13 protein-coding genes are annotated in these 14,051 nt (G+C 70.6%); 9 read left to right on the top strand and 4 right to left on the bottom strand.

Annotated features, from left to right (window positions below):
* Positions 1–81: 81 nt before the first annotated feature.
* From AB0J66_RS17490 to AB0J66_RS17480, 3 genes are all read right to left on the bottom strand, one after another.
* Positions 82–528 carry a hypothetical protein gene (locus AB0J66_RS17490; RefSeq protein WP_364661132.1) on the bottom strand — a complete coding sequence of 149 codons (447 nt, stop codon included), beginning with the start codon at positions 526–528 and terminating at the stop codon, positions 82–84.
* On the bottom strand, positions 525–1,097 hold the full coding sequence (locus tag AB0J66_RS17485) for a sigma-70 family RNA polymerase sigma factor (protein ID WP_364661130.1): 573 nt from the start codon (positions 1,095–1,097) through the stop codon (positions 525–527). The genes AB0J66_RS17490 and AB0J66_RS17485 overlap by 4 nt, the downstream gene beginning before the upstream one ends.
* Before the next feature lie 79 nt (positions 1,098–1,176).
* On the bottom strand, positions 1,177–1,581 hold the full coding sequence (locus AB0J66_RS17480; protein ID WP_364661128.1) for a hypothetical protein: 405 nt from the start codon (positions 1,579–1,581) through the stop codon (positions 1,177–1,179).
* Positions 1,582–1,900: 319 nt separating this feature from the next.
* Here AB0J66_RS17480 and AB0J66_RS17475 point away from each other — a divergent pair, with 319 nt between their 5' ends.
* The 6 genes from AB0J66_RS17475 (at position 1,901) to AB0J66_RS17450 (ending at position 7,882) form a co-directional block, all read left to right on the top strand.
* A complete protein-coding gene (locus tag AB0J66_RS17475) occupies positions 1,901–3,616 on the top strand; it encodes a discoidin domain-containing protein (protein ID WP_364661126.1) in 1,716 nt (571 codons plus the stop codon).
* The gene (locus AB0J66_RS17470; RefSeq protein WP_364661124.1) at positions 3,613–4,869 is read left to right on the top strand and encodes a DUF1996 domain-containing protein; all 1,257 of its coding nucleotides are present in this window, start codon (positions 3,613–3,615) and stop codon (positions 4,867–4,869) included. Before AB0J66_RS17475 ends, AB0J66_RS17470 begins: the two co-directional genes overlap by 4 nt.
* Positions 4,870–4,898: 29 nt before the next feature.
* Positions 4,899–5,921: a LacI family DNA-binding transcriptional regulator gene (locus AB0J66_RS17465; protein WP_364661121.1), complete on the top strand. Its 1,023-nt coding sequence runs from the start codon at positions 4,899–4,901 to the stop codon at positions 5,919–5,921.
* 35 nt (positions 5,922–5,956) lie between these two features.
* On the top strand, positions 5,957–6,706 hold the full coding sequence (locus AB0J66_RS17460) for a tetratricopeptide repeat protein (RefSeq protein ID WP_364661118.1): 750 nt from the start codon (positions 5,957–5,959) through the stop codon (positions 6,704–6,706).
* Between the two features lie 30 nt (positions 6,707–6,736).
* Positions 6,737–7,126, top strand: coding sequence for a hypothetical protein (locus AB0J66_RS17455; protein ID WP_364661117.1), 390 nt, complete (start codon positions 6,737–6,739; stop codon positions 7,124–7,126).
* An 81-nt stretch (positions 7,127–7,207) separates the two neighbouring features.
* Entirely contained in the window at positions 7,208–7,882 is a 675-nt protein-coding gene (locus AB0J66_RS17450) for a DUF6766 family protein (protein ID WP_364661114.1), read from the top strand.
* On the opposite strand, the gene AB0J66_RS17445 is transcribed toward AB0J66_RS17450, so the two are convergent.
* Positions 7,879–8,781, bottom strand: coding sequence for a GNAT family N-acetyltransferase (locus AB0J66_RS17445; RefSeq protein ID WP_364661112.1), 903 nt, complete (start codon positions 8,779–8,781; stop codon positions 7,879–7,881). The genes AB0J66_RS17450 and AB0J66_RS17445 overlap by 4 nt on opposite strands.
* A gap of 114 nt (positions 8,782–8,895) precedes the next feature.
* On the opposite strand from AB0J66_RS17445, the gene AB0J66_RS17440 reads away from it, so the two are divergent.
* The 3 genes from AB0J66_RS17440 (at position 8,896) to AB0J66_RS17430 (ending at position 14,003) form a co-directional block, all read left to right on the top strand.
* Positions 8,896–10,560, top strand: coding sequence for an Hsp70 family protein (locus AB0J66_RS17440; RefSeq protein ID WP_364661109.1), 1,665 nt, complete (start codon positions 8,896–8,898; stop codon positions 10,558–10,560).
* Positions 10,561–11,200: 640 nt separating this feature from the next.
* Complete coding sequence (locus tag AB0J66_RS17435; RefSeq protein WP_364661107.1) at positions 11,201–12,226, top strand: ABC transporter permease; 1,026 nt, start codon at positions 11,201–11,203, stop codon at positions 12,224–12,226.
* Between the two features lie 31 nt (positions 12,227–12,257).
* Positions 12,258–14,003 (top strand): ABC transporter substrate-binding protein, encoded by a 1,746-nt coding sequence (locus AB0J66_RS17430; RefSeq protein ID WP_364661104.1) that lies wholly within the window; start codon positions 12,258–12,260, stop codon positions 14,001–14,003.
* The last annotated feature ends 48 nt before the right edge of the window (positions 14,004–14,051 follow it).

Here is a 14,051-nt window from a genome sequence, read left to right as displayed (position 1 = left end):
GGCTGGGCCGCAGCTGTGTTCTCGGGTGCAAATCGGGTGCAACCCGCCGGCGCGGGCCGGGGCCGGAACGTTCGAGCAGGCTCAGCGTGGCGTGGGATCGACTGTCGGGCCGGGATCGGCGCCGGTGGCGGCGGGGTCAACGGTGGAGGGCGAGCGGGAGGGCCGGATGGAGCCGGTGGCGGTCGGGGTCGCGGCTGAGGAGGAAGGTGACGGCGTATCGGCGCGGGGTGGCTCGGTGGCCGGTGGCGTGGGGGAGGAGGTGGCCGGGGCCGGAGTGGGCGGGGAGGCCGGCGCGGTGGGAGAGGGTGGCGTGGCCGGTAAGGTCGGGGCCGGGTCGGTGGGGCGGAGCAGGACGAACATGGTGACGGAGACTGCCGCGGCGGCGAGGCCGGCGGTCAGGGGGAGCCACCAGCGGGCCGGGGCGGGCCGGGACGGGGCCCGGGCGGGGCTCAGGTCCTGGCTCGTGATGGTGGCGGCGCGGGCGGACAGGGCCACACGCAGGCGCCGTTCCACCTCGGTCTCGGTCATTTCTCCCCCAGCTGGGTGCGCAGGAGCGTCAGGGCGCGGTGGGCGGTCGACTTGACGGTTCCGGTGGTGATCCGCAGGGTGGCGGCGATCTCCCGCTCCGAGAGGCCGGACCAGTAGCGCAGGACGATCACCTGCCGTTGCCGGGTCGTGAGCCGGCTCAGGGCTCCGATGACCTCGCGGTCGCCCGCCCCGAGCAGGGCCTCGTCCTCGGCCGCGGGCGCCGGATCCGGCCGGGGCGGCAGGTAGGCCCGGGCGATCCGGCGGCGGCGCAGGGCCGAGCGGGCCGCGTTCATCACGGCCGAGACCAGGTAGGCGTTCGGGTCGCCGAGGGCGTCCAGCCCGTGGCCGTGCCGGCGGTAGAGGCGGGTGAAGACGTCCTGGACGATGTCCTCCGCGGTCGGCAGGTCGTCGACCATCAGCACGGCCAGCTGGACCAGCGGCAGCCGGCGCTCCCGGTAGAGCTCGTCGATCGCGGGCGCCGCGCCCACCGCCGCCACGACGGCGGGCCCGGAGGCGGCCCCGCGCCACCAGCGCAGCAACGACGTGGGCATCGGCAGCACGAAGATCACAAAGGGCCTCGCGGTGTGGGTCGAAGGGACGGGCGGACCAGAGGCGTGCCGGCCGCCCGGACGGCCGGCACGCATCAAATCAGGAGCGGGCCACGACGGTCGGTGACACGGTGGCGGGCCGCGTCGGCGCGGGGGTGGCCGCCCGGGTGGAGGCCGACGGGGAGGTGACCGGCGCGGGCGTGGCCGGTCGAGTGGAGGCCGACGGGGACGGTGCCGGCGCGGCGGTGGAGGACCGGGCCGGCTCGACGGCCGAGGCCGTAGGAGCGGGTGCGGCGGCCGAGGCGGACGGAGCCGGTGCGGCCGCCGAGGCGGAGGGAGCCGGCGCCGCGGTCGAGGCCGTAGGGGCCGGCGCGGCCGTGGAAGCGGAGGGGGCCGGCGCCGGAGGGGCGTCGTCGGCGAAGGCGGCCGCGGCGGCCACCCCGCCGATGGCCAGGACGGCCGCGGCTCCGGCGGCGACCGCGAGGGTCCGGGTGGATCTGCGCATCTCAAGCTCCAGCACTGTCAGTCGGTGCACTGTCGCCCGGAAGGACGCGCGGGCCCGGAAAAGGTTGGCGCCTGTTCAGTGACCCCCGCCACACCGTAATCGAACGGATCTTGGCCAGGTTCCGGAACCGTGAGGCGATCTGGGTGCTCACCTGCGTCGATCCTGGTTATGAAGATCAGAAAGCGCTTCCCGGCCCGTGACCAGGCATTGACAGCGATTGAAGCCGCGGTTCACAGTGGCGGCACGAAGAGCGCTTTCACACGGCGGTCCCCACGCCGAAACCTCTTCGACACATCCCCCATATCTCCGGAGTCGCCCCATGACATCCCCAGTCCTGGAGAGACCAGTTCGGGCTGCCGCGCTCGTGGCCAGCCTGGTCGGTCTGTTCGCCGCCTATCTCGTCACCACCGTGCAGCCGGCCCGCGCGGCCGAGGTGCTGGTCTCGCAAGGCAAGACCGCCACCGCGTCGTCGACCGAGGCGGCCGGCGCCTATCAGGCCGGCGAGGCCGTCGACGGCAACGCCGGCACGCGCTGGGCCAGCGCGTTCTCCGCCACCCAGTGGTGGCAGGTCGATCTCGGCGCGACGACGAGCGTGTCGCGCATCGCGATCAACTGGGAGGGCGCGTACGCCAAGGCCTTCACGATCCAGTTCTCCGCCGACGGCAGCAACTACACCCAGGCGTACGCCACCACGACCGGCGCCGGGGGTCAGCAGAGCATCGCGGCCACCGGCAACGCGCGGTACGTCCGCATCAACCTCACCCAGCGCGCCCTGGAGGCGTACGGCTACTCGTTCTGGGAGTTCCAGGTGTTCTCCGGGGGCGGGACCACCCCCACCGACCCGCCGCCGACCGGGGGCACGCGCCTGCTGTCCTACAACAAGCCGGCGCAGGCCAGCACCTGGCAGAACGACGTGAACTGCAACCCGTGCAGCCCGGACAAGGCGTTCGACAACGACCCGGCCAGCCGCTGGGCGACCAGCTCGACCAACGGCTGGGTCGACCCGGGCTGGATCTCGGTCGACCTGGGCGCCACGGCGCAGATCAGCCAGGTGGTGCTGCAGTGGGACCCGGCCTACGGGCGGGCGTACCAGCTGCAGACGTCGAACGACAACGTGAACTGGACGACCTTCTACTCGACCACCACCGGCGACGGCCTCAAGGACGTCATCAACGCCACCGGCACCGGCCGCTACGTGCGGATGTACGGCACGGCGCGCAGCAGCGCGTACGGCTACTCGCTGTGGGAGTTCAGCATCTACGGCACGGGTGGCAACCCGACCACGCCGCCGGCCAAGCCGGCCGACCCCACCTTCCCGGCCACCCGGCTGGTCTTCTCCGACGAGTTCAACGGCGCCTCGGGCGCCAAGCCGGATCAGGCCAAGTGGACGTACGACCCGGGCGTCCCGCAGAACGGCGAGATCCAGTACTACACCCCGAACAGCGAGAACGCGCAGATGAACGGGGCCGGCCAGCTCGTCATCGAGGCTCGTAAGCAGGACTACCAGGGCCGCCAGTACACCTCGGCCCGGATGAACACGAGCAACAAGTTCCACACCCAGTACGGCCGGGTCGAGGCCCGGATCAAGGTGCCCAAGGGCAACGGCCTGTGGCCGGCGTTCTGGATGATGGGCGCCGACTTCCTCACCGGCCGCCCGTGGCCGTACAACGGCGAGATCGACATCATGGAGGTCCTCGGCCGCAACACGAGCGAGGCCTACTCGACGCTGCACGCCCCGGCCTACAACGGCGCCGGCGGCTACGGCCAGAAGTACGCCACGGTCGACCTGTCGCAGGACTTCCACACCTGGGCCGTGGAGTGGGACAGCAAGGGCATGCGCTTCCTGCTCGACAACAACCAGGTCTTCTACGCCAGCAAGGAGACGGTGGAGAACACCCGCGGTCCGTGGATCTACGACCACCCGTTCTACATCATCCTGAACCTGGCCGTCGGGGGCGACTTCCCCGGCCCGATCGACGCCACCACCCCGTTCCCGGCTCGCATGCTGGTCGACTACGTGCGGGTGTACCAGTGAGGGCCCGGGCGTGGTTCGCCGCGGCCCTGCTGGGCGCCTCGATGCTGGTGGTCGCCTCGCAGGCGAACGCCGCCGACGCCCTGATCTCGCAGGGTAAGACGGCCACTGCGTCGTCCACCGAGTCGGCCGCCTTCCCGGCCTCCAACGCCGTGGACGGCAACCTCGGCACCCGCTGGTCCAGCGCGTTCAGCGACCCCCAGTGGCTCCAGGTCGACCTGGGCGCCTCGGCCACGATCTCCTCGGTCGTGCTCAACTGGGAGTCCGCGTACGCCCGGGCCTTCAGCGTCAAGGCCTCGGCCAACGGCTCGTCCTGGACGACTCTCTACAGCACCAACGCCGGTACGGGGGGCCGTCAGGCCCTCACCGTCTCCGGCGCCGGCCGGTACGTACGGCTGGAGACCACCGCCCGGGCCACCCAGTGGGGTGTGTCCCTGACCGAGTTCCAGGTGTACGGCAGCGGCGGCGGCACGACGACGCCGACGATCCCGCCGGGGGCCGTCCGGGTCGCGGAGTTCCTGGCCGACTGCCCGTTCAGCCACCGGCTGCCGGACGACCCGATCATCTTCCCGGGCCTGCCCGGCGCCTCGCACATGCACAGCTTCTTCGGCAGCGAGGTGACCAACGCGTACAGCACCACGCAGGATCTGATCAACGCCAACAGCAACTGCAACCCGTCGATCGACAAGTCGTCGTACTGGATCCCCACGCTCTACAACGGCGACACCCCGGTCGAGCCGACCACCGGCATCTTCTACTACCTGGGTGAGGGTGTGCGGGACGACCTGATCGCGCAGACCCAGCCGTTCCCGCTGGGGCTGCGGATCGTGGCCGGCAACGCCAAGGCCACCGGCCCGGCCGACAACACCATCGCGCGCTGGTCCTGCCTGCACGCGGGCGAGGTGGGCTCGTCGTCCAACTTCGTCACCTGCCCGGCCGGCACGATGCTGGAGTCGTACCTGGACTTCCCGCACTGCTGGGACGGGGTCAACCTGGATTCGCCGGATCACAAGAGCCACATGGCGTACCCGGTGAACAACGCCTGCCCGGCCAGCCACCCGGTGGTGGTGCCGAAGCTGCGTCAGGTGATGCGCTACCCGGTCAACGGCAACCCGGCGAACTTCCGGCTCGCCTCGGGACCGGGCTACACGATGCACGGTGACTTCTTCAACGCCTGGCCGGTGGACGAGCTGGCCCGGCGGGTCAACGACTGCATCCGCGTCATCGTCAAGTGCGGCACCGACGGGCGTCCGTGAGCATGGGCCGGGGTGTTATAACGAGCAGCATGACACCCCGGCCCCGCCATCCGACCATGGACCAGGTGGCCGAGGCGGCCGGTGTGTCCCGAGCGACCGTGTCCCGGGTGATCAATGGTGCGACCAGTGTCGACGCCAAGATCCGGGAGGTGGTGCAGCGGGCCGTCGCCGAGACCGGGTACGTGCCCAACGTGGCCGCCCGCAGCCTGGTCACCCGGCGCTCCAACTCGGTCGCGCTGGTGATCAGCGAGCCCGACCGGCCGGACAACCACTCGTTCCTCAACCGGATCTTCACCGATCCGTACTTCGGGCGGATCACCGCCGGCGCGACCGGCGCCCTTCGGCCGCACGACATCCACCTGGTGGTCATCCCGACCGACTCCACCGATCATCACCAAGTGATGCGCTACCTGCGGCAGGGCCATGTGGACGGGGTGCTGCTGATCAGCAGCCACGAGCAGGACACGCTGCCGCGCCAGGTGCACGAGCTGGGCATCCCGGCCGTGGTCTCGGCCCGGCCGACCTCGCCCATCCCGGTCAGCTACGTCGACGTCGACCAGCGGCTGGGGGCCCGGCTGGCCGCCGACCGGCTCCTGTCGCAGGGCCGGCGCCGGCTGGCCACCATCACCGGTCCGCTGGACATTCCGTCCGGGCTGGACCGCCTGGAGGGTTTCCGGGCCTATCTGGACGACGACGTCCCGGCCATCGAGGGTGACTTCACCCGGGCCGGGGGCGAGGCCGCGGCCCGGCGGCTGCTGGCGGAACACCCCGACATCGACGGGCTCTTCGTGGCCAGCGACCTGATGGCCGAGGGCGCGCTGCGCGCGGTGCAGGATCTGGGCCGGCGGGTGCCGGAGGACGTGGCCGTGGTCGGCTTCGACGACAGCTCGGCCGCGCTCGACTGCCGCCCGCTGCTGACCACCGTGCGCCAGCCGGTCGAGGAGATGGCGGCCGAGATGGCCGAGGTGCTCCTGGCCCACATCGGCTCGCCCGGACGATTGCCGCGCTCGGTGACTTTCCACCCCACTCTGGTCGTACGCGACAGCGGGTAACCACAGAGCGTTCCCGACCGGTAACGTACCGTCCCATGGGGAGCGAACCCACCGCTGGGGCGCTGCTCGCCGCGGGGAACGAGGCCATGCTCGAGGCCGCCTTCCGCACCGGCGACTTCCTGCCCGCGCGGCAGATGCTCGAGGCCGCCCGCGACCGGGCCCGGGCCGAGCGCAAGCGGGCCGAGGAGGCGACCGCGCTGACCCGGCTCGGCATGCTCGCGCACTTCGCCGCCATCTCAGGCGACCTGACCCGGGCCGACTGGGCCGGTGAGCAGCGGCTGTTCGCCGAGGCGCTGCTGATCCAGCGCGAGGTCGACGACCCGGCCGGCGCGGCCGAGTCGTTGTTCGGCCTCGGCCTCGTCCACCAGGTGCTGCGCGGCGACTGGGGCACCGCCATGCCGTTCTACACCGAGGCGCTGACCCTGGCCGAGCGGTACGCCGACGAGATGGTCCGTTCCGAGGTGCACCGGCACATCGGCTTCTTCCACGTCTTCGTCTCCGGCGACACCGAGCGCGGCCTGCGGCACCTGCGCATGTCGCAGGTGCTGCGCGAGCGCTTCGGCGACCCGCGCCGGGTGGCCACCGGCACGCTGGCGCTCGGCGAGGCCGAGATGGCCGCGGGCAACCTGGCCGAGGCCCTGCGGCTGCTGCGCGAGGCGGTCCACCAGGCCCGGATGGCCGGGCTGAGCGCGCAGCGCATCGGCTGGGCCGAGCACGCCCTGCACGACTGCGAGCGGGCCGGGGCCCGACCCGACCGGGGGTCTTCGCGGCTCGATCATGCTTAACGGCGGCTGAATCGGGGCATGCTGGGCCCCGTGCGCCGATCCGCAGCATTACTGATCCTCGTGGGCGCCCTGGCCGGGTGCAGCACGGTCGGCAGCCGGGAGGAGGCCGCCGCCGGGGTGGCCACGCGACTGCTCACCGCGGCCGGCGCCGGTGACGGCGACGCCGCCTGCGCCGTCCTGGCCCCGGCCACGGTCAAGACGGTGGCCGAGGACGAGCCGTGCCCCGAGGCCATCCTCGGCAAGAGCCTGCCCAAGCCCGGCACGGTCGTCGAGACCTCGGTCTACGGCCAGTGGGCCCAGGTGAAGCTGGACGACGACACGATCTTCCTGGCGGCCTTCCCCGAGGGCTGGCGGGTGGTGGCGGCCGGGTGCACGCCGCAGGCCTCGCGGCCCTACGACTGCACGGTGGAGGGCGACTGACATGCGCGCGCTCTTCGTCCTGCTGTTGCTGATCGTCGGCGCCGGCCTGGCCTACGTCATCACGCTCGGGGTGGTGCACCGTTGAGGAAGTTCCTCCGCGAGAACGGCATCGGGCTGGTCTTCGGGCTGCTCTTCCTGCTCGTGCTGGTCGGGCAGGCCTTCGCCGGCCTGGCCCAGTTCAACGACGCCCAGCGCGCCTCGGGACTGCCCGACATCGCGTTCTGGCGCTACGTCACCTCGGCCAGCTTCGGCGTCGACGTGGCCGAGAACTGGCAGTCCGAGTACCTGCAGTTCTTCCTGTTCATCCTGCTGACGGTCTGGCTGCTGCAGAAGGGCTCACCCGAGTCGAAGTCCCTCGACAAGCCCGGCCGCGAGACCGACCAGGAGCAGAAGATCGGCCCGTACGCGGACGCGGACTCCCCGAAATGGGCCCGCGTGGGCGGCTGGCGCACCGCCGTCTTCTCGAACTCGCTCGGCCTGGTGATGGGCCTGATCTTCGTGGGCTCCTGGCTGGCCCAGTCGATCGCCGGCGTCGCCGCGTTCAACGAGGAGCAGCTGAGCGAGCGTGAGGACCCCGTCTCCTGGGCCCGGTACCTGCTCGAGGCCGACTTCTGGAACCGCACCCTGCAGAACTGGCAGTCCGAGCTGCTCGCCGTGGCCTCGATGGCCATCCTGGCGATCTTCCTGCGCCAGCGCGGCTCCTCCCAGTCCAAACCGGTCGGCTCCCCGCACCACGCCACCGGCGTCGAGGGCTAAAGGTCCTTCACCAGCTGCTCGGAGACGACCGGGAAGGCCAGCCGGTCGGCGAACGCCTCGGCCCCGGGGGTCGAGGCCGAGACGAAAAGACCCACTTGCGGTACGCGGTGATGCGCGACCGTCGCCTCGGCGGCGGCCACGATGCCGCGGGCCAGCCCCTGGTGGCGGTACGGCTCGTCGACCGCCAGGTAGCGGATGATGCCGGCGCCCGGGCGGCCCGCGGTCGGTTTGGCCAGCCAGACCCAGCCCACCGGCCGGCCGTCGGCCACCGCGGTGTGCAGCTCGTCCGGGCCGATCGCGGCGGCGCGGGTCCGGGCCCGTTCCGGCCGCTCGCGGACGAGCACCATCGGGTCGGCCGTGACGAGCTCGTCCAGCCGGCGGGCGTACTCCCCGGGCGTCATCGGCACCAGGGTGACCGGACTGCCCGTGGGCGAGGCGGAGCGAGCCCGGATCTGGGTGAGGACGCGGTAACCGAGGCGGCGGTAGAGGCGCCGGGCCCCGGTGTTGTGACCGAAGACGTGCAGCCCGACCCGGCCGATGCCCCGGGCGGCCAGCTCGGCCTCACCGGCCCGCAGCATGGCGCTGCCGTAACCGCGCGAGCGGTGCTCGCCGGCCACCTCGATCTCGGAGATCCAGGCCATGGTCTCGAAGGTGGTGCCGGGCAGCGAGATCCACAGGAAGCCGACCTCCGCGCCGTCCACCACGCCCTTGCGCAGCAGCTGGCCCGCGGTGGCGACGCCGTCGGGCAGCAGGTCGCGGGTCTGCCGTTCGGACTCGCGGGCCGCCTCCTCGGGGGTGAACCCGTGATCACCCACCAGGGCGTCCGCGAACAGGGCGATCATGGCCGGCATCCGCCGCTCCAGGTCGGCCGAGGTGAGCGGGCTCAGTTCGATCGTCATCTTGGTTGTCCAGCCTTCGTCGGATGTACGACGGATCGATCGCCGTCTGTTCTGTCGGCTCCGGGGCCGATGTTAATTTGACGGCCAGAAACACTGCGGTCACAGGGGGCGGCCTTGACCGATGCGCATCAGGCTTTCCACGGAGTGGTCGGCATCGACGTCGGCACCAGCTCGTGCGCCGTGTCCGTGTGGGACGGCACGAAACTCGCCGTGGTGCCCGGCCCCACCGGCACCCCGACCATGCCCGCGGCCGTCGGCCAGGGCGGCGCCGGCCAGGTGATGGCCGGGCTGCCACCCGCGTCCGGCCCCGAGACGGTGATCGCCGGGATCAAGCGCGAGCTCGGCAGCGGCGACCGCATCCGGTTCCGCGGCCGCACCTATCAACCTCGCGAGATCTGCGCCTTCCTGCTGCTCGAGCTCAAGCGCCAGGCCGAGACGTTCGTCGGCGGGGCCGTGCACGACGCCGTGATCACCGTGTCGGCCGCGGCCGGCGAGGCCCAGCGGCGGGCCCTGCGCGAGGCGGCCGGCCTGGCCCAGCTCAACGTGCGCCGCCTGGTCGAGGACCCGGTGGCCGCGGCCATGGCGCTGGCCGCCGACGCCGACCCCGGCACGTACGCGATCTACGACCTGGGTGGCGGCACCTTCGACGCGTCGATCGTGCGGATCGGCCCCGACTCGGTCGAGGTGCTCGGCTCGGCCGGCGACCCCCGGCTCGGCGGCGACGACTTCGACGCCCGCATCGTCGAGTTCACCCTGCGGCAGATCCGCGAGCGGCACCACGTCGACCTCAGCCAGGACGCGAGCATCCGCCGGCGGATCCGCTGGGAGGCCGAGATCCGCAAGCGGGAGCTCTCGGTCACCGACAGCACCACCCTGGAGCTGCCCCGGCTCACCGCCACGGTCAGCGCCGCCGTGCCGCTGACCCGCCGCGCCTTCGAGGCGATGATCGAGCCGGACGTGCAGCGCTCGCTCGACCTGCTCACCGAGGCCATCGCGGCCGCGCACGCCGCCCACGGCATCGGCTGGGGCGACATCGACCAGGTGGTGCCGGCCGGCGGCTCGACCCGGATCCCGGTCGTCCGCGAGCGCCTCGCCGCCTACTTCGGCTTCGGCCCGGCCGGGCTCCGCGACGACCTCGACCCGGACGAGCTGATCGCCCGCGGCGCCGGCCTGGTGGCCCGCGACTACGAGCCGGCCCAGCTCTTCGAGGGCTCCCCGGTCGGGCTGCTCAGCGCCAGCCTGCGCCTGCGGGCCGAGCTGGCCGGCACCCCGGTCGTCCCGTCGGCCACCGGCCCGCCCGGGACGACCGGGCCGCCCGAGATCTCCGGGCCGCCGGCCGAGACCCCGGCCGACTTCCGCCCAGCCGCCGTCGCCGCGTACCTCCTGCTCGTGTCCCCGTCCGACCACCCCGCCACCGCCCTTGACCAGACTGAAGGCTTCCCGTCCGACCACCCCGCCGCCGCCCTTGACCGGACTGAAGGCTTCCCGTCCGACCACCCCGCCGCCGCCCTTGACCGGACTGAAGGCTTCCCGTCCGACCACCCCGCCGCCGCCCTTGACCAGACTGAAGGCTTCCCGTCCGACCACCCCGCCACCGCCCTTGACCAGACTGAAGGCTGCCTGTTTCCGACCCCTTCCCCCGACGGCCGTCGCGCCCCATTGCGCACCGCCTACCTCGACTTCATCGCGGCCGTGCACGCCGCCGCCCCGGACACCCGCCTGGCCGAGCTCGGCGCGGCGCTGACCGAGGAGTACGAACGCGCCCGGGCCGCGGGCTGACGGGTGACCCCCTCATCTGGGGGTCATACCTTCCCGGGGGATGACGGACTTCGAACTCCGTATTCGACCGCGAATGGCGCCCCATTCGTTATCGGAATGGCCGTCGTCTCCGTCCGGGGCGCTTTCCCGGGTCTACAGCGCGTGATCCCGGAAGCACGGAGATCATCCGCGAACCCCGTCCCGGTGGGCGGGATGACCGTCGATACGGCCCCGTCTTCACACTTGTACCGAAGATCTTGCGCCCGTACCCCCTTGACACCGGAGAAAAGAACGGTCCAGGAAGGCCAAGATCGACACTCTCGCGAAACTGTCGTGAAACAGCGGTCTGTTGCGCCGTGGCCAAGACTTCCATAACTTTGCGCAACAGTACAGTTGCCCTCTGGCGCTCCAAACCGGACATAGGAGTCAAACATGAGAGGTATTACGGGTGTTTTGCCCGTGCAAGGGGCACTTCTGCCGTACTACCGGTTGGACCGGATGTGACATGGGCCATGCGAGGCTTTCAGCGGGCCGTTATTCATTCGATGCGTCAACTCATTTCCTACGGGCCGAGTTCGAAGTACCTTGCCAACCGCAGCATCCGAATACCTCTCACGCACGGCGCATGTGAGGTGTGTCGTTCGAAGGAGGTGACCGACGCGTGGAACCGCTGATCGAGGAAGCCGAACTGACCCGGACCGGCGCCTCGACCGAGGCCATGAGCGCACCCACGGGTGATCAGGGCGCGAAGGTGAACACCCGGCGCAAGTCGCCCACCCAGATCGCCCTGGCCCGTCTGCGCAAGGACAAGGTCGCGGTGATCTGCGGCAGCATCTTCCTGTTCTTCGTGCTCATCGCGATCCTCGCGCCGCTGCTGGCCAAGCTCGAGGGCCAGAGCCCCACCGAGTACCACCAGGACCTGATCGACCAGTACGGCTACCCGACGATCGCGCCCAACGGCGAGCACTGGTTCGGCGTCGAGCCGCGCCTGGGCCGCGACCTGTTCGCGCGTTTCGTCTACGGCGCCCGGCCGTCGCTGATCGTGGCCGGCTCGGTCACGATCATCACGACGATCATCGGCGTGGTCGTCGGCCTGCTGGCCGGCTTCGTGGGCGGCTGGCTCGACCGGATCATCTCCTGGGTCATCGACTTCGTCCTGAGCCTGCCGTACCTGTTGTTCGCCATCGCCGTCCCGGCCGTGCTGCTGTCGATCTTCGTCGGCACCTCGGAGGACGCGGCGGCCGACGACGTCGCCTCGGCGCGTTTCTACTCGCTGATCATCGTGCTCTCCTTCTTCGGCTGGGCCAGCCTCGCCCGCCTGATCCGGGGCGAGGTGCTCTCCCTGCGCGAGCGGGAGTTCGTCTCCGCCGCGAAGGTGCTCGGCGTGCCGACGCACAAGATTCTCTTCAAGGAACTGCTGCCCAACCTCGTGGCGCCCATCGTCATCTCGGTCTCGATGGCGCTGCCGACCTACATCGTCACCGAAGCCGGCCTGACGTTCCTCGGCGTCGGTCTCACCGAGCCCACGCCGTCCTGGGGCCTGACGATCGCCGCAGCACAGAATTTCTACCGGGTCGATCCGCTCTACCTGTGGATCCCGGTAGCGGCCATCACGATCCTCGTGCTCGCGCTGAGCCTGCTCGGCGACTCGATTCGTGACGCATTCGATCCCCGCACCCGACGGTGACGTGGTGACGCCCAGTATGAGAAGAGGAGAAATGGCAAGGCGATTTAATGTTGCCGTGGCGGCCACCGCCGCCGTGGCGCTAGGCCTCGCGGGCTGCAGCAGCCCGTCGTCGAACAACGACTCGTCGAACGGCGGCTCATCCGACGCCGGCAAGATCACGACGCAGGCCAACGCGCTCGACCCGAGCGCGAAGGGCCCGGCCAAGGAGATCGAGGGTGCCCGCAAGGGTGGCATCCTCAACGTCCAGGCGCAGACGACCCCGAACACGTTCGACCCGACGGACATCTACTACGTCGACTCGAACGAGATCGGCAAGCTCCTGTTCCGTACGCCGACCCAGTTCGACATCCGTGACGGCAAGCCCACCCTCGTCCCGGACCTCACCGACCTGGGCACCGTGTCGGCCGACAAGCTGACGTGGACCTTCAAGATGCAGCAGGGCATCAAGTACGAGGACGGCACCGACGTCAAGGTCGAGGACCTGGCGTACGCCATCAAGCGCTCGTTCGCCCACGACATCTACGTCAACGGCCCGACCTACCAGCTGTCCTACTTCAAGGACGGCGACAAGTACAAGGGCCCGTACAAGGACGGCCAGAACTACTCCGGCGTGGAGACCCAGGGCACCGACACCCTGATCGTCCACCTGAAGACGCCGTTCCAGGACCTGCCGTTCTTCATGACCTTCCCGATGTTCACGCCGATCCCCCAGGCGAAGGACACCAAGCAGGAGTACAAGAACAAGCCGCTGGCGACCGGCCCCTACAAGTTCAAGTCCTACGCGGCCGGCACCTCGCTGGTCCTGGAGAAGAACACCAACTGGGACCCGAACACGGACGCCGCCCGTCACCAGTACCTGGACGGCTACAACTTCCAGTGGGGCGTCGACGCGGTCAAGTCGCAGACGGCCATCCTGAACAGCAACGGCCAGGACGCCAACGCGATCAACTACGACGTCCTCGACGCCACGCTGATCCCGCAGCTGGCCAACAAGAAGTCGCAGCTGGTCCAGGGCGAGAGCCCCTGCACGATCGTGTGGCAGCTCGACAGCCGCAAGATCCCGCTGGAGGTTCGTAAGGCGATCGCCAAGGCGTACCCGAACGACGCCCTGTGGAAGGCCGCGGGCCTCAACGACTACGTCGCCGAGCCCGCCAGCACCGTCATGCCGCCGTCGGTTCCCGGCTACGAGAAGTACGCCGCCGTCCCCGACCTGACCGGCACCGGCGCCGGTGACCCGGCCGCCGCCAAGGCCATGCTCGAGGCCGCCGGCAAGGCGAACTTCGAGGTCAGCTGGTACTACGACAACCAGAAGCCGCTGACGCAGCAGATCAGCCAGATCCGCGCCGACGCACTCACCAAGGCCGGCTTCAAGGTCAAGCCGATCGGTGTCGCCACCGCCGACCTGCGGACCAAGAAGGGCGACTACGACGCCCCGGTGAACATGGGCCAGAGCCCGGCCGGTTGGTGCTCGGACTGGCCCGCCGGTGGTTCGTGGTTCCCGGTCCTCTTCCGCTCGCAGAGCGTGGGCGAGGGCCAGAGCTGGGGCATGCTGGCCGACCCGGCGCTCGACAAGGAGATCAACGACGTCGCCAACCTCCCGGCCGACCAGTCGACGCCGAAGTGGGCTGCTCTGGACAAGAAGATCATGGAGCAGTACATCGCCATCCCGACGTACTACGACAAGCTGGCCGTCGTGCAGGGCACCAACGTGGGCACCACCCCCGGCGACCCGACCATGGGCATGCCGAACTTCGGCTCGATGTACCTCAAGAGCTGACGTAACACGCACTGAGCAGTAGTAACTCGCAGTACCCCGGGGTGGTCC

The sequence above is a fragment of the Actinoplanes sp. NPDC049598 genome (assembly GCF_040675435.1).
Lineage (GTDB): Bacteria > Actinomycetota > Actinomycetes > Mycobacteriales > Micromonosporaceae > Actinoplanes.
This window is presented reverse-complemented; position numbering and strand designations above follow the sequence as displayed.